This window comes from Nonomuraea sp. B1E8 (genome assembly GCF_039871515.1).
Lineage (GTDB): Bacteria > Actinomycetota > Actinomycetes > Streptosporangiales > Streptosporangiaceae > Nonomuraea.
The window spans coordinates 1-15,045 of record NZ_JBDPLS010000029.1 but is presented as its reverse complement, the minus strand read 5'-3'; the positions used below and the strand labels follow the sequence as shown (position 1 = coordinate 15,045).

At 68.7% G+C, this 15,045-nt stretch carries 14 protein-coding genes; 7 read left to right on the top strand and 7 right to left on the bottom strand.

Going from position 1 to position 15,045, the window contains the following annotated elements; all coding sequences use genetic code 11:
• Window positions 1–21: 21 nt before the first annotated feature.
• Window positions 22–918, bottom strand: coding sequence for an RNA polymerase sigma-70 factor (locus ABGA98_RS44925; protein WP_347624613.1), 897 nt, complete (start codon window positions 916–918; stop codon window positions 22–24).
• Between the two features lie 45 nt (window positions 919–963).
• A complete protein-coding gene (locus tag ABGA98_RS44920) occupies window positions 964–2,166 on the bottom strand; it encodes an FAD-dependent oxidoreductase (protein WP_347624612.1) in 1,203 nt (400 codons plus the stop codon).
• A 793-nt stretch (window positions 2,167–2,959) separates the two neighbouring features.
• On the opposite strand from ABGA98_RS44920, the gene ABGA98_RS44915 reads away from it, so the two are divergent.
• The 4 genes from ABGA98_RS44915 to ABGA98_RS44900 all read left to right on the top strand — a co-directional run bounded on the left by ABGA98_RS44915 (window position 2,960) and on the right by ABGA98_RS44900 (window position 7,062).
• Window positions 2,960–3,676, top strand: coding sequence for a hypothetical protein (locus ABGA98_RS44915; RefSeq protein WP_347624611.1), 717 nt, complete (start codon window positions 2,960–2,962; stop codon window positions 3,674–3,676).
• Between the two features lie 325 nt (window positions 3,677–4,001).
• Complete coding sequence (locus ABGA98_RS44910) at window positions 4,002–5,471, top strand: hypothetical protein (protein WP_347624610.1); 1,470 nt, start codon at window positions 4,002–4,004, stop codon at window positions 5,469–5,471.
• A 125-nt stretch (window positions 5,472–5,596) separates the two neighbouring features.
• On the top strand, window positions 5,597–6,463 hold the full coding sequence (locus ABGA98_RS44905; RefSeq protein ID WP_347624609.1) for a metalloregulator ArsR/SmtB family transcription factor: 867 nt from the start codon (window positions 5,597–5,599) through the stop codon (window positions 6,461–6,463).
• The gene (locus ABGA98_RS44900; protein WP_347624608.1) at window positions 6,460–7,062 is read left to right on the top strand and encodes a dihydrofolate reductase family protein; all 603 of its coding nucleotides are present in this window, start codon (window positions 6,460–6,462) and stop codon (window positions 7,060–7,062) included. Before ABGA98_RS44905 ends, ABGA98_RS44900 begins: the two co-directional genes overlap by 4 nt.
• Window positions 7,063–7,083: 21 nt before the next feature.
• On the opposite strand, the gene ABGA98_RS44895 is transcribed toward ABGA98_RS44900, so the two are convergent.
• Entirely contained in the window at window positions 7,084–7,671 is a 588-nt protein-coding gene (locus tag ABGA98_RS44895; RefSeq protein ID WP_347624607.1) for a hypothetical protein, read from the bottom strand.
• Window positions 7,672–7,740: 69 nt separating this feature from the next.
• The gene (locus ABGA98_RS44890; RefSeq protein ID WP_347624606.1) at window positions 7,741–8,574 is read right to left on the bottom strand and encodes an NAD(P)H-binding protein; all 834 of its coding nucleotides are present in this window, start codon (window positions 8,572–8,574) and stop codon (window positions 7,741–7,743) included.
• Between the two features lie 274 nt (window positions 8,575–8,848).
• On the opposite strand from ABGA98_RS44890, the gene ABGA98_RS44885 reads away from it, so the two are divergent.
• Window positions 8,849–9,670: a nitroreductase/quinone reductase family protein gene (locus ABGA98_RS44885; RefSeq protein ID WP_347624605.1), complete on the top strand. Its 822-nt coding sequence runs from the start codon at window positions 8,849–8,851 to the stop codon at window positions 9,668–9,670.
• 192 nt (window positions 9,671–9,862) lie between these two features.
• On the opposite strand, the gene ABGA98_RS44880 is transcribed toward ABGA98_RS44885, so the two are convergent.
• Together ABGA98_RS44880 and ABGA98_RS44875 are read right to left on the bottom strand one after the other, a co-directional pair.
• The gene (locus ABGA98_RS44880; RefSeq protein ID WP_347624604.1) at window positions 9,863–10,600 is read right to left on the bottom strand and encodes a polysaccharide deacetylase family protein; all 738 of its coding nucleotides are present in this window, start codon (window positions 10,598–10,600) and stop codon (window positions 9,863–9,865) included.
• Window positions 10,601–10,795: 195 nt separating this feature from the next.
• Window positions 10,796–11,389, bottom strand: a complete 594-nt coding sequence (locus tag ABGA98_RS44875; protein ID WP_347624603.1) for a TetR/AcrR family transcriptional regulator — start codon at window positions 11,387–11,389, stop codon at window positions 10,796–10,798.
• Window positions 11,390–11,502: 113 nt separating this feature from the next.
• On the opposite strand from ABGA98_RS44875, the gene ABGA98_RS44870 reads away from it, so the two are divergent.
• The gene (locus ABGA98_RS44870; RefSeq protein WP_347624602.1) at window positions 11,503–12,744 is read left to right on the top strand and encodes an FAD-dependent monooxygenase; all 1,242 of its coding nucleotides are present in this window, start codon (window positions 11,503–11,505) and stop codon (window positions 12,742–12,744) included.
• A 207-nt stretch (window positions 12,745–12,951) separates the two neighbouring features.
• On the opposite strand, the gene ABGA98_RS44865 is transcribed toward ABGA98_RS44870, so the two are convergent.
• Window positions 12,952–13,731, bottom strand: coding sequence for a hypothetical protein (locus ABGA98_RS44865; protein WP_347624601.1), 780 nt, complete (start codon window positions 13,729–13,731; stop codon window positions 12,952–12,954).
• Window positions 13,732–14,048: 317 nt separating this feature from the next.
• On the opposite strand from ABGA98_RS44865, the gene ABGA98_RS44860 reads away from it, so the two are divergent.
• Complete coding sequence (locus tag ABGA98_RS44860) at window positions 14,049–14,909, top strand: SDR family NAD(P)-dependent oxidoreductase (protein WP_347624600.1); 861 nt, start codon at window positions 14,049–14,051, stop codon at window positions 14,907–14,909.
• Window positions 14,910–15,045 lie beyond the last annotated feature (136 nt).

Sequence of the window (15,045 nt, the reverse complement as noted above, 5' to 3'; positions counted from 1 at the left end):
GAGGGCCGCGGCGGTTCCGGGTCAGCTCAGGGTGAGCGGTGTGGCGGCGGCGATGTGGGTGAGCTTGGCGGGATTGCGGACGAAGTAGATGCCGGTGACGAGGCCCTCCTCAACACGGATCGCCATGACGCTGTCGATCTCGCCGTCGACGCGTAGGAGGAGCGCCGGATCGTTGTTGATGGTGGTGGGCTCGCCGGTGAGCGCGCCTTCCTTGTCACGGAGGGCGGCCAGGAGGAGACGGCCCACCTTTGCCAGGCCCGTGACGGGTCGCAGCGCGGCGCTCCTGACGCCGCCGCCGTCGCTGATCAGGACGACGTCGGGGGCGAGCACGTCGAGCAGGCCCTGCAGGTCGCCGGTCTCCACGGCGTGCTGGAACGATGCGAGGGCGGCCTGGGCCTGACGCGAGGAGATCACTTCGCGAGGGCGGCGGGCGTCGACGTGTTTGCGGGAGCGGTGGGCGATCTGGCGAACTGCGGCGGGGGTCTTGCCGACCGCCTCAGCGATCTCGTCGTAGCCGACGTCGAAGACCTCACGCAGGACGAAGACGGCCCGTTCGGTGGGCGAAAGGGTCTCCAGGACGAGCATCATGGCCATGGACATGCTCTCGGCGAGCTCGGCGTGCTCGGCGACGTCCGGCGCGGTGAGAAGCGGCTCGGGCAGCCAGGGGCCAATGTAGGCCTCTTTGCGGCGCCGCAGGGCCCGCAGCCGGTCGAGCGCCCGCCGGGTCGTGACGCGCACGAGGAGCGCGCGCTGGTCGCGGACCTGTGCCATATCGACCTCTACCCAGTGCAGCCAGGTCTCCTGCAGGACGTCCTCGGCGTCGGCCGCCGAGCCGAGGATCTCGTAGGCAACGGTGAACAGCAGGTTGCGGTGGGCGATGAAGGCCTCGGTCGCCGGGTCAGCGGCGTGGTCTTGCATCTTCGAATCCTTCCATGGTGCTTGGGCCGCCTGCGCTCCAGGGAGCTACGACACGTGCGCGGACCGGCTCGCGCGCGTGGCTTGGACGCGCTGCTGCCGGGTGTCGTCCTTGGCCTTCAGGACGCGTGCGCCGGGCTTGTGCGCCTCAGCGGAGAGCTGCTTGACGGTGTGGGAGACCACGAACTCCTTCAGGCGCGCGCCCGGGCGGCCGCCGACGTAGAACCGGATGGCGGTGTCGTCCTTGCGCGCGAACTGGAAGATGCCGGCGCCGCGGCCGAGGCTGACGCACAGCCCGGCGAAGGCGACGCTGATGGGTTCGGGCCGTCCCCCCTCGATCCGGCGAAGCACGGCGTCGGCGGCGTGCGGGCCGAGCTGGACGGCGGATTGGCAGCCCATCCGGTAAGCGAGGCCCGAAGGCGAGGCCGCGTCCCCGGCGGCGACGATGCGGTCGTCGTCGATGCTGGTCAGGGTCTCGTCGGTGAGGAGGCGGCCCGCCTCGTCGGTGCAGAGGCCGCTGCGGGCGGCCAGGTCTGGAACGCCGAAGCCGGCGGTCCAGATGGTCAGGTGGCCGCGCACCTCGCGGCCGTCGGCGAGGTGCACGGCGTCCGCCGTCACGGACGCTGCTTTGGTGCCGGGGCCTTCGAGGACGGTCACGCCGAGGGCCGCCAGCCGCTTGGCGACGAAGCGGCGGCCGTTCGGGTGGAGGTAGGGGCCGAGCTGTCCTCCACACACGAGGGTGACGGTACGGCCCGCCTCGGCGAGTTCGGCCGCGGTCTCGATGCCGGTGGCGCCGCCGCCGACGACCGTCAGCGCCGCGGCGGCGGGCGCGGCGGTCACGGCCTGGCGCAGCCGCTCGGCCTCCTCCAGGGTTGCGATCGGGTAGGCGAACCTGTCCGCGCCGGGCACCTCCGGTGCGCCGCTGCGGCTGCCCACCGCGTAGATCAGGTGGTCGTACTGGGCCGTGCCGCCGCTGGCCAGCGAGACGGTGCGCGCCTCCCGGTCGATCCCGGTCGCGGCGTCGACCACGAGCTTGACGCGTTCGCTCAGGACGTCCTTGTAGTCGACGACCGCGTCGTCGGACCCCACCACCAGTTGGTGCAGGCGGATCCGCTCGACGAAGGCCGGGCGCGGGTTGACGAGGGTGACAGCCACGTCGTCGCGGCGGGTCAGGCGGTTGGCCGCGAGGACTCCGGCGTATCCACCGCCGATCACGATGACTTCCGTTCGGCCGCCGGTGTGCTTGGTCATGGTCTTTGCTCCGTTCGTTCGCGGTTCGCACACAAGTCGCCGGGCGAAGAAAGCTTGTGACAAGGTGTGGCTCGGATCACATCCGGAGGTGGGTCAGGGCGCGTCGGACAGGTGGACGCGCAAGAGGGAGGCGTTGGAGAGGCCGGTGGCGAAGTAGCGCGCACGAGCATGGCGCAGAAGGTCAGGCGAGGCGGTTCGGGCTCGCTGCCGGCTGGCTTGAGGGCCTCTTCGATGCGCTGGTGGATGACGCCGAGAGAGCGGTAGATGTCCAGCGTTGCCACTCAGCCGGGCGCGCACCTGGCGATCCCCGGCTGAGAGATCCGCACATACCTCAAACATACCAACGGTCACTACCGTGACGTTCGAAGCAACGAGCCCCGTCTTGGGAGCGAAACGGTAGTGAGATTTCTGCAGAAGACGGCCATCGTCGCAGCCGCCGGCCTGGCCTTGTCCGTTCTCGGCTCGGCTCCGGCCACCGCGGCATCCAACTGGCACCCTCGTCCCCCGACCGTCTCATCGCCGACGACCGCGCCCGCGTCGTGCGCGCCGCCGGGATCAACGCTTGGCCTGCTCTCCGTGATTCCCGCTCCGGCCCCGTGCACGCTGTGAGCGGCTATCAGGGCGCGCTCCGGCTGTTGCCCGGGTTGGCTCGACCTTGAAACAACCGGAACCGGTCAAAATGTGAATTCTGGTTCGAGTGCCATTGTTACGACGGTACTCATCTTAGAGACCTTGACAGGTACCGCCACGTGAGCACTAAACAATCGAGGAACAAGGGCGACCGGTGTAAATAGTGACCCGCAGACGCGACAAGAAAAGCAGGCACGTCGAAACCGTCACGGTGACTGGCGGCCTCAATGTCATCTCCGTTCGCGGCGATCCTGCCGGAGCCGTACTGTTCATCTCGGGGGAGCCGGTGGCAGCCGACACCGGCGACTTCAGCGGCAGCATCGGGCGCCTCGTCACCCGCCACACGCCCTGGCCGCGCGACGGGGATCCACACCTCGTCTCCGAGTGGGCTCCGGTTGCCGAATGGACCCGTATGCGCGACTGGCTCGCCGACCCCAGCCCGGTCGAGCGGCTCTCCGAGCCGCTGGCACCGCTCCTCGCACTGCTGGAGCCGGGAGAGTACCAGCTACGGACCACCGAGCTGGCATGGCCCATCGTCATCGAGGTCGAACCGGGCGACGAGCGCTGGTGGCCAGACTACCCGGACGAATGGGATCGCGACGTGATCGTTCCCACGCACCGCTGGCCTCCCCCTACGCCGGCGACCGCTCTGGAGTACCGCCGCCGCATCATCGAAGGCCGCCGTCCGCTCACAGTGGCGATCCGCCACAGTGAGTTCCCCGGTTGGTTCCTGCTCGACGGCCACCACAAGTTGGCCGCCTATCTGGAACGCCAGGTGAACCCGGCATGCATTGCCATCGAGCGATTCCCGCCTCACGGCGTGCGCCGGGATGAGTTGCCTCACTGGTGGCCATCGTTCCGCGAGATCTGGGAGTCCTGACCCACCACCGATCAAGGGATCGAGTGGCAGAGCGAGTGACATCCGAGATGCTTCACACGGCGCAGTCGTGCACGTCAATGCACGCTGAGAGCTCAGTTGACCAGCTCGAACACCAGATTAAGCGATCAGAACAAATGCTTCTCATCAAAGGTTTTACAACTGCGCCAGCGTCCGGTCCCGCTCAGCGCTCTGGAACGGCGTCCGCCATGGGAATGCGACCTCATTCCCTTTTCGGTAATAGGAAAGCGGACATGGTTGGATTTCCCGTATGACAGGAAATGCCCGTGCGGCGGGGGGTTCCGAGCTCGCCGATGACGGGGGCACGGTGGCGGACGGCGATTCTGGCGAAGACGTCTGGGCGGAACGGATGACGACCGCGCTGGCCCGAACGTCGGCGTTGAGAATCGTATGCACGCTCGCCTTACGCCACCTGCTCACACTGATGGTGCCCACGACGGTGATGTTGACCCCGATCGGCCTGCTGGCGGCGGCGACGTTGCCGATCGTGGCCGCCGACCACCTCCTGGTGGTCAACGGGCGGATCGACTTGGTCGGGGATGCGAGTATGCCGCTGTTCGCCTGGCTCGGTGGGCTGCTGCTGGTCAGCGTGCCCGCCGCCGCGGTCGCCGGGGCCGCGACCATGCTCATAGCCGCGGGCCGGGCGCTGGGTCGGCCGGTGCACTGGCGGTTCGCGCTCCGGGCGGCAGTACGGCGGGCGCGCGGGCTCACCGCGCTCGCCTTCATCCAGTTGGCGTTCCTGGCACTGACACTGGCTGTCGGGATGGCGCTGATCGTGTTCCTCAACCCGTGGGTGGGAATCGCGGCGACGGTGGTCATCGGGCTGGTTCTGATGCCCACCCTGCTGGCAATGCCCGCCTTCGTCATGGAGGGGCTCGGGCCATTCGGGGCGCTGAGGCGGGGCTATCGCCTCGTCGAGACGATGAGGGTCACCTCGCCGATCCTGCTGGCGATCAGCGTGATCATCGTGCCCGGCCTGGCCTCCAGCGGCTTCGGCTGGGTCGCCGACCGACTGCCTTATCCGGTGGACATCTCGATGAGCTCGGTCACCGCGGTCCTGCTGGCCGCGCTCCAGGCCGCCGTCCTCGCTGTGGTCTTCCTGAACCGCATCGCGAACCAGTGGCACGGGGTGAGCCGTCCCGAACTGCGCGCCATCGTCGACCGGTTACCGGAGCAGGACGGACCGCGTACCCGGAGGGCAGCGGTGCTCGCCGTGCTCGTGCTGCCCGGCCTGCTGACCGGCTCCTTCGCAGCGGTGAACCCGCTGGGGTGGGTGGAGGTCTCCGACCACGTGGCCGGGTTGTCCCCGGTGGATGAGGCAGGCGACGACCACGGTCCTTTCGTGAGGCCGTTCGGACTGCGCATCGGCGACAGTGACCACGCCGGGGCCACCGGTCCCGGCAGACGAGGTAGGCGAGGCCGGTATGCGCGGCCTGTCCCTCGCCGTACGGCGGGACGGGCGGTCGGTGATCGCCTACGGGGACCCGAGAGCCGACGTGATCAAGCTGCTCGACTGCCAGGACCGTGCCTGTTCCGGGGCGGAGAGCGCCACGCTCGCCGGCGATCGTTACCAAGCCCCTCCCGGCCTGGTGCTCTCCGGCGACCAGGTGTTGGTGGCGACGTTCGTCGACAGGCACCTGGTCGTCCATTCCTGCCGGGGCGCTGCCTGCCGAGCCACGAGGATCGCCAAGGCCAGGTATTCCCCTGCGCGGCCGGCCATGTCCCTCGACGAGACCGGCCGGCCGGTGATCGCCTGGATCGACGCGAACTTGTTTGAAGGTGAGTGGTCACTGCGGGTGACTTCGCCACTCATCTAGCTAACAGGAACAGCTGGAAACGATCATTGTGTCGGTGCTTGATATTCCTTGACACGAATATTCTTTGGGGAGAATACTTCTCTCCATGGAGGTACTCCTCGCCGCACTGGCCGACCCGGCCCGCTGGCGGCTCGTGACTTTGCTGGCCGAGCGGCCCAGGTCGGTCGGCGTCCTGGCCCAACTCGCCGAGGCGCGTCAGCCACAGACGACCAAGCACCTGCAGACCCTTGAACGTGCAGGTGTCGTCGTCTCTCAGCGCACCGGCCAGCGTCGTGTGTACGCGCTCCAGCCCGGCGCCCTGCGGGATCTGGCGGCTGTGCTGCATCGGCTCGCGGACACCGCGGACCGGGGCGGAGGCCCACGCGAGACGTATGACCGTTACGGGGAAAGCCTCCACGCCGAGCGGCAGGCCGCACGGGCGCCGGGATGGGCCGACGGCCGCTCGTTCCGCTTCCGCCGCTCTCTGACAGGACGCCCCGAGCGGATCTGGCGCCACCTGACCGACGCATCGCCACTCGCTCGCTGGTGGGCGCCCGACGGCCTGCGCGTCTCGGAGTTCGTGTTCGAGGCGCGACCGGGCGGGCGGATCGTCCTGGAATATCGCGATGCCGAGGATCTCGACGACTCCGAGCTGGTCGTCGGACGCGCACAGGGTGTCGTCGACGACGTACGCCCCGGCGAGCACCTGGCCTACCGGCTCTCCCCCTTGCTACCCGACGGCGGCCTCGCCTTCACCGGCCACCTCGACTTCGACCTCCGGCACACCGAAACCGGTGCCGACCTGGAGGTCCATTGCCGGATCACCGATAGCACCACCGACTCGGCGGACTTCATCGCCGGCATCGAGATCGGCTTCGGCCAGAGCCTCGACCGACTCGCGGCGGCCCTCGCCGCAGATCCCCACAACACCGACGGCAACGAGCACGACAGCGACACAAGGAGCACGATATGACCGAGCAGACCGCCGGCCGCAAAGTTACCGCCAACCTGATCATCAGCCTCGACGGACGCTACCACGGCGCCGGCGGGCCCACCGACTTCGCCGCGTTCGCCTCGTACGCGACCACCGACGTGGCGCGCGACCAGATGACCCGTATGCGGGAGAACGCGACTACCGCCGTACTCGGCCGGGTCCTCGCCGAAGGGTTCATGGGGTACTGGCCGCCGGTCGCCGTCGACGACAACGCCGATCCGCGCGACCGCGGCTATGCCAAGTGGCTGGTCGACACCGAGAAGGTGGTCTTGTCGAGCACCCTGACCGAGGCGCCGTGGGAACGGACCCGCGTGGTGAACGCCCCCGCCGCCGATCTCGTCTCCGAGCTCAAGGCCGACGGCGAGGGCGACATCCTCGTCAACACCAGCCCCAGCGTCACCAAGGCGCTGCTGTCGGCCGACCTGCTCGACCGGATGTACCTCATCCTCATCCCGGAGATCGCCGGAGGCGGACTGCGGCTGTTCGACGACGGCCTCCCGCCGTCGAAGTGGCAGCTCACCTACCAGGAGGCCGGCGATCTCGGCGTGCTGGCCCTGGTCTACGACCGAGTCCGCTGAACCGGCTCCGCGACTCTGGAGTCAGCTTCGGGACAGGCCGGGGAGGCGGGCGTTGACGAGATGCCGGCGTTCCGGTGGGAGGTCGTGAGCGTCCATGGCCCTTCCCAGCAGTTCGGCGTCGAACGAGTGCGCCGCCAGGTGATCGAGGAGGGGTTCGTACCGATCAGGGCGGTCGCGCAGGAGCTCCGTCGCCAACCGCAGTTCCAGCCGCACCACGGGCACTCGGTACGCGCCACAAGCGATCAGGACGTAGTGCTCCCACGGGCCGCGGCCGATGCACTCCATCCCGTCGGAGCCGGTCTCCCGTTCGACCGTGCTGATCTCCACGTGGACCCCGTTCACGTCGTGCCTGGTGAAATACTGCGAACTCTCGGGCAGCCACGATGGGGCGTACAGGCAGGGAAAGGACGAGAGGGCGGCGGCGAACGTGTCCACGTCCTCGCGCCGGGCCGCCAGCAGGTCGACGTCTCCGACAGGGAGCCGGACTCCTTGCAGCAGAGCGGCGCTCGTGCCGCCCACGCGGTACATCGGGTCGGCTCCCGCCGCGCTCAGGGCGGTGAGAGTCGTCTCCAGCGCCGACGTCACATGCGCTGTTCGCAGAGATGCCATGCGGATCAGCGTACGGAGCGCGGGCTCATCCCCGTCAGGGGTTCCTGCTCCTGACCACAGGGCCAGGCATCAGCGGAAGGCTGCGGCGTTGCGCCTGGCCCAGTCGGCGAAGGGGGCGGGAGCACGGCCGAGGATCTTCTGGACATCGGGGCTGACGGTCCGTTCGCGGACGGTAGGGGTGCCGAGGATGTCGAGGGTGGTGTCGGCCACCGGGGCGGGCATGAACGTGAGCATCTGGGCGTGGGCCTCTTCCCGGGTCTGGTCGATGAACGTGACGGGCTCGCCGATGGCGTCCCCGATGGCGGCCGCGCGCTGGCGTGGGGTGGTCGGCATGGGGCCGGTCAGTTCGTAGATCGCCTTCGCGTGGCCCGGTCGAGTCAGGGTGGCGGCGGCCACGGCGGCGATGTCGTCGGGGTCGATGACGGGGAGGCCGACCTCGCCGAAGGGCGCGGCGATCGTGCGGGTTGCCTTGATGGACGAGGCCCAGGCGTAGGCGTTGGAGGCAAAGCCGCCAGGTCGCAGGACGGTCCAGTCGGTGCCGGAATCCATGACGACCTGTTCGAAGGCGGCGAAGGCCTGCCTGTGGGACAAGGAGTCCGGGCGGGTGGCCACACCCTGGGAAGAGAGCAGGACGATCTTTCCGTAACCCGCGAACGGGGCGACGACCCGAGCGGGGTCGCCGGCCATCATCAGGTCCCCGCCGACGAGCAGGAAGGCCGCATCCGCCGCGGAGGGCATGTCGGCGGACGGCTGGGAGAGGTCGGCGGGGACCGCGCGGACGCCGGGCGGCACGTCGCCATCGGTGATGCGGCGGGAGGCGGCGGTCACCTCGTGGCCCTGCTCGGCGAGGATCCGGACCAGCGTGCGGCCGACATTTCCGGTGGCTCCTGTGACAACGATCATGAGGATTCTCACTTCTGAGTTAGTTGGCTGACTGAGAAAAAACCTAGCACAGCGCCGTACCGTCCGAGCCCCGCTACTGCCCGACCGGATGCCCTGCACTCCCGCTGTCCACGTTGTCATCGCGTGTAGTACGGTGACCTGCGTGACTGCCGGGTCGGCCTTGGGCCACGCACCAGAGAGCAGCCCGGCTGACGCTTGATCGCCGGGCGGGCCCGCGGCCCGCCATCTTCTTCTCCCTTCAGTACGGCACGGCAGAAACCACCCATGGAGAAGAATGGATTTCAACAAGCAGGTCATCGGCGAGTTTCGCGCCAACAACGGCCAGGTCGGCGGCTATTTCGAGGGAGCGAGACTGCTCCTGCTCACCACCACGGGCGCCCGCTCGGGCAAGCCGCACACGACTCCGCTCGGCTACCTGCCCGACGGTGGTGAGCGCATGCTGGTCATCGCCTCCGCCGGGGGAGCGCCGAACAACCCGGCCTGGTATCACAACCTGAAGGCCAACCCGCGCGCAACCGTGGAGACCGGCGTGTTCATCTTCGACGTCGAGGCGGAGGTCCTGGAGGGCGCCGAGCGTGACGTGGCGTTCGCCCGCGCGGTGGAAGGCGACCCCGGCTGGGCCGACTACCAGGCCAAGACGACGCGTACCATTCCGGTCGTCGCACTTCGCCTGGTCGGTCGGCCCCGGGGCAGCGCACCGTCGGGCGGTGCGTACCTCAAGCTGGTGCACGACGGCTTCCGCCGCGAACTCGCGCTGATCCGCAAGGAACTGTCCGATTCAGGACAGTCAGGGCTGGGCGTGCAACTGCGCATCAACTGCCTGACCGTCTGCCAGGGACTGCACCATCACCACATGGGCGAGGACACCATGATGTTCCCCGGCCTGGCCGAGCGGCATCCCTCGCTCGCTCCGGCCCTGGAGCGGCTGGCCAAGGAGCACGAGCGCATCGCCGCGCTCCTGGAAGAGCTGAAGCAGGCCCTCTCCGGTGAGGATCCGCTGAAGGTACGGGCCGAGATCGAGCGGCTCGTCGACGAGCTCGAAGCGCATCTGACATATGAGGAGGAGCAGCTGATCCCGATTCTCGACCTCGCTTGAGGCCCGACGCTACGGGTCTCGAGCCTGCCGGGAAACGACCTCCGCTGCCTGTCTGAACGGCTCGGCAACACTCGTGAACACCCTCCTCAGTTGTGGCCGGGGAGGGTGTTCCTCGTTTGGACGCCTTCGACCGGTGGCCCGCTTTCGTGGACGCTGCCGCCCGCGTGCCCGACGGGATCGGCGATGGTCGGGTCAGCGCCGTTGCAGAGCGAGCAACTCTGAGACCGTGACGAATCGGTATCCCTGGTCACGGAGGCCGGCGATCAGGTCCTTGATGGCCTCGCGAGTGTTCTGCCCGCTGCCGTACCAGGGGTGGAGCAGGATGATCGATCCTGGCCTTGTCTGCTCGCGTACAGCCGCGACGATCTCGGTGGCGGTCGGGCTCTTGCCGGAGTCCGGCTCCACGTCCCACATCACCGTGCGCCTCCGGTTGTCGGCCAGATACAGCGGCAGCACCAGCAACTTCTTGCCCGTCGGCGGACGGAACAGGATCTCGCCGCGCTGCCCCGCCGTCCGGATGGCCGCATCGGTGCGTTCGATCTCACTCGCCACAGTGGAGGGGGAGACGAAGACCATGCGCCGATGGGTGTAGGTGTGGTTGGCGAGCTGATGGCCCGCGGTGACCAGCGCCCGAGCGTCCTGGGGCCGTGCCTCGACCTGGGTGCCGACGACGAAGAACGTCGCGCGCACGCGCTGCTCGGCGAGGACGTCGATGATCTCCTGGGTGTGCTCGTCGGGGCCGTCGTCGAAGGTCAGGGCGACGACCTTCTCGTCGGTCGTCACGCGGTCGGTCAGTTCTCCCGCCAGCTGGAAGGTTCGGGCGTTCATCAGCTGGTACAGGCCCATCGCTCCGAGGAGGAGGAAGATGGCGAGAAGGGGCACGAGCAGCTTGAGCCACCTTCTTCGTACGGTCGTTTCGGCTGCGTCCATAGGTGATCATGGAATCACGAGCCGGAGAACCCGGAAGCCGCGTTCACACAACCGAGGGCGGGAGCCGTCCGCGCGACGAGGCCGGCGAACATGCCCTGGCGAGCCAGGTGGGCGTACGGGCTGGTGGTTGGGGGGACGTCAAGGGCCGGCTCGTAGGTGCCGCGGCTGCGAGGGAAGCGCACCCCAACCCTGCCGTCAGGCGTGGTGTGAGGTGCCGATGAGGACGATGTCGACGCACCTGTCGACGAAGGCGTCGTCGGGGACGCGGCCGGGCCCGAACACGCTGAACCAGAGCGGTCCGACGACCTGGATGATCAGCGTGTCGGGGTCGGTGTCCGGCGGCAACTCGCCGCGGGCGATCGCTCGTTCGACGATCGGGCGGGATGCGGCGAAGCGGCCGGCCCAGTAGCGCGGGCCCAGGTCGGCCAGGGTCTCGTGGCCGGCGCCCGTGGCGAGCGCCACCATCAGGTTCCGGTTGGTGGGTGCCAGGATGGTGTCGCGCACCTGCCGGGCGAGCGCCGCCAGGTCGGAGCGGACGCTCCCGGTGTCGGGGATCGCGATCTGACGTGTCGTGCCCGCGTTGAGGGCGTCGGCCAGGAGTGCTTCGCGGGTGCCCCAACGGCGGTAGATCGTCGTCTTGTTGACCCCCGCTCTGGCGGCGATGTCCTCGATGGACAAGCCGGCCAGCCCCTTGGCGGTGAGGGCGGCGAGCGTGGCGCGGTGCACGGCCTGGGTGACGCGGGCGCTGCGGCCGCCGGTGCGGCGCCGTGGTGAGGGTGAGCCTTCCATACCGTTCCCATTAAGGCAGCTCGACGCCCTTAAAGCAACTCGACGTTGCATGCAACGCAGAGTTGCTTTAAAGTCGAGCCACGCCCGTCATCCAGGCGGAAGAGGGAGGCGACGTGGAGGTCGTGGTGGTCGGGGCCGGGCCGGCGGGCGCGACGCTCGCCATGCTGCTGGCCAGGCACGGAGTGCGTACTCGCCTGTTGGAGAGGGAGACGTCCAGCGGCGGGGTGTTCCGCGGCGAAGGCCTCATGCCGCTCGGGCTCGACGCGCTGGGCCAGATGGGCCTCGGCCCGCTGCTCGCCGAGATTCCCGGTCGGCTGGTCGAGACGTGGCGCATCTTCATCGACGGCGACGAGGTGTTCACCATCCCCGAACCGGTCGACCAGCTCGGCGAGCAGGCCTTCCGCGTCGCATCGCCCGCCGAGCTCCTGAAGCGCGTCATCGAGCAGGCTCGGACCAGGCCCGCCTTCACCTACCACCCGGCCACCCGCTTCACCGACGTCGTGCGGGACACGACGGGCCGGATCGCAGGGGTGCGGGCCCAGCAGGGGAACGCGGCCGTGGAATGGCCCGCGGACCTGGTCGTCGGCTGCGACGGGCGCGGCTCGTCGGTGCGCACACGCAGCGGATTGACGCTGGCCCGGGCGCACGAGGCCTACGACGTGCTGTGGTTCAAACTTCCGGCGCCGCCGTCGCTGCGCGGACGATGCGACTTCCACATCATGGTGCGGCGGGGCCGGCATCCCCTCATCGCCTACACCTCATGGGATGATCTACTCCAGTGCGGACTCATCATGCCCAAGGGCGCCATGGCCGAGTTCCGCGGAGACGGCTGGCTCGACGCCGCCGTGCAGTCAGCGCCCGGCTGGCTGGCCGAGCACGTGCTGGGCAGTCGTGACCAGGTGGTTGGGCCCATCCGGCTCAACGTGATGGTCGGGCATGCGCCCTCCTGGTCGGCACCTGGGGTGCTGCTGCTGGGAGACGCGGCACACCCCATGTCGCCGGTACGCGCGCAGGGCATCAATCTCGCGCTCCGCGATGTGATCGTGGCCGCGAACCATCTCGTTCCGCTGGCGGGCGGCCCGGTGGACCCGGCGGCGATCGACGCTGCCTGCCGCGCCATCCAGACCGAGCGCGAGCCCGAGGTGCTCCGGGCGCAGAAGCTGCAACGTAGGGAGGCCACAGGGCAGGGCGACGCACGCTCTGGGAGCTGGCGCTACGGGGTGGCCAAAAGAGGAGCGCGGCTGCTGGGGCGGTACGACTGGGCGCGGCGCGCCTGGCTACAGCGCCAGCGCGATTTGCGCTTCGGTTCCACGACCGTAAGGCTTCGGCACTCGGCGCCCACCACCTCGCTGTAGCCGGCAGCCGGCCTCGATGCCGAGCCGGCCACCGGCTGCGCCGTTGATCCCCCGGCCGGTCATCGGCCGCAGCCCTCAGCTCATCACCTGGCCGGCGTAGAGAGAACCGCCCCGAACGCGACGCTGCGGATATCGCCGCCACGACCGCTGCCGCAAAGAGCCGCTGTGCGCGGCCTGGAATTCTCGGCTATCGAGCACAGCCGCGGACTACCACTGGTACAGGTACTGGTTGTGATCCGAATGCCATGCGGTGCCGTACCATTTCATGTTGTCGGAGTCCAGCAGGACCACATGGCCACCCCAATAGCCGTCGATCTGGAAAACGGCCCACCAGCCGGTGTTCTCTTCGACCACGCGGCTGGTCCTGACCGCCTTCGTCTTGAACCAGCTCCACATGTTACGGGCACGGATCGGGCGTTTCGCCGGGCATCGGGCCGCAATGTGGTCGTTGGGCGGCAGCAGTTCGGTGTATCCGGCGCGAATGAAGGCGTCCGAGAGAAAATGGGCGCAGTTGTTCTCGTAAGTGTCGCCTCCGGAGCAGCGGCCGTTATATTTCTCCCCGACCTCGGACAGCGGCGGCGTGGCCACCCGCGCGGGGGTCGGTGCGCCCGGAACGTACACGGACGGGGGCGGCGGGATGTTCTCCATGTCCTCGCGTACCGGTGCGCCGGGCGAGCCCTCGGGCGCCACTGGCGGCGCATACTCCTTGACCGCGGTGAATGGCGACGACGAATTCACGACGCAAGGGCTGACCCGTAGGGCACGGGCCCCTGCCGTGACCCACAGCCGGACCCGGTCGCCATCAAGCCGCTCTTCCCTGGTGATATCTGCTCTGTTGATGGAGAAGATGGACTCGGGAGACTGGACCAGGAGTTGATGGTCCCGGTTGTTCATGTCATCCATCGAATATCCCTCGAAGGGGATGACGGGCCGGCCGTTTCCGCTTCTGTCGATCAGAGAAGCCAGATCGGTTTCTTGGGGCGTCATCGGATCTCCTAAGCCGTCGAAGCACCAGCCCATCGCAGGGCGCACGTGGACACCCATCCCCCGTCGAATTGGTGACCACACGCGACAACCCGACTCTTGGACAACCAAATATGGTTTCACTAACGAGCCCACCTGTTCCAAGGCAGGGCCATAGCGTTTTCATGCTGTGAAAGCGAGTAGCTGAAGGGCGTCGGCGGGGTGGCTGCGACAGTGGTCGCGGATGGCGGGCGTTGCCGGTCCCGGTGACGGCGCGATCCTCTGTTCGGTGGTCTCGTCTTTTTGCGTTTGAGCGCGCTCGAAGGCATAACGTCCCCGCCATGACGACACAGACCTGGATCATCACCGGCGCGTCCCGCGGTTTCGGGCGGGCACTGGCGAAGTCGGCGCTCGAGGCTGGTGACCACGTGGTCGCGGCGGTGCGCCGGCCCGAGAGTGTGGCCGATCTGGAGGCCGAACACCCGGACAGCTGCCTGGTCGCGAAGTTCGACGCCCGGGACGTCGCCGCGGCCCCGGACCTCGTACGCGACACCCTCGACCGCTTCGGTCAGCTCGACGTGCTGGTCAACAACGCCGGCCGGGCCGTGGTCGGAGCGGTTGAGGAGGTCAGCGACGCGCGGTTGCGTGAGCTGATGGATCTGCACCTTTTCGGCCCCGCCGCGCTCGTACGGGCGGCGCTGCCCGCGATGCGTGAGCGGGGCACCGGGACGATCGTGCAGATGAGCAGCCAGGGCGGGCGGACGTCGTTCCCCGGGGTGTCGGCGTACTCCGCGTCGAAGTTCGCCATCGAGGGCTGGTCCGAGGCCCTGGCCGGTGAGGTGGCACCGTTCGGTATCCGCGTGATGCTCGTCGAGCCCAGCCGGTTCAGGACCGGCTTCAACGGGGGCGACGTGCTCGAGTTCGCCGAGCCGTCCGCGACCTACCGTGACGTGCTCGCCGACATCCGTGCCGACATGGCCGGGACCGACGGCCGTCAGGAAGGGGACCCGGCGCGGGCGGCCGAGATCATCGTGTCGCTCGTCCACGGCGACGAGGTGCCGCTGCGGCTGCCGCTCGGACGCGAGGCGGTCGAGCGTATCTCGCGTGCCTACCGGCGCGGCCTGGACGAGGTCGAGCGGTGGGCCGAGACCGCCCGCAGCGCCGACTTCGAGGGAGTCTCCGCATCGGTACGACCCGTCTAGGCTCGTGGTCATGTTGCGTCCTGGAAGCTGGTCCAGGCCTGCGGGTGAAAGTCCCGTCCGGGTAAGCATCGGAGCGCCCGGTAGCAGGCCCCGGTTCGTCGTGGAGACATGGCGGGCTGAGCGGGGTGTCAAGAGC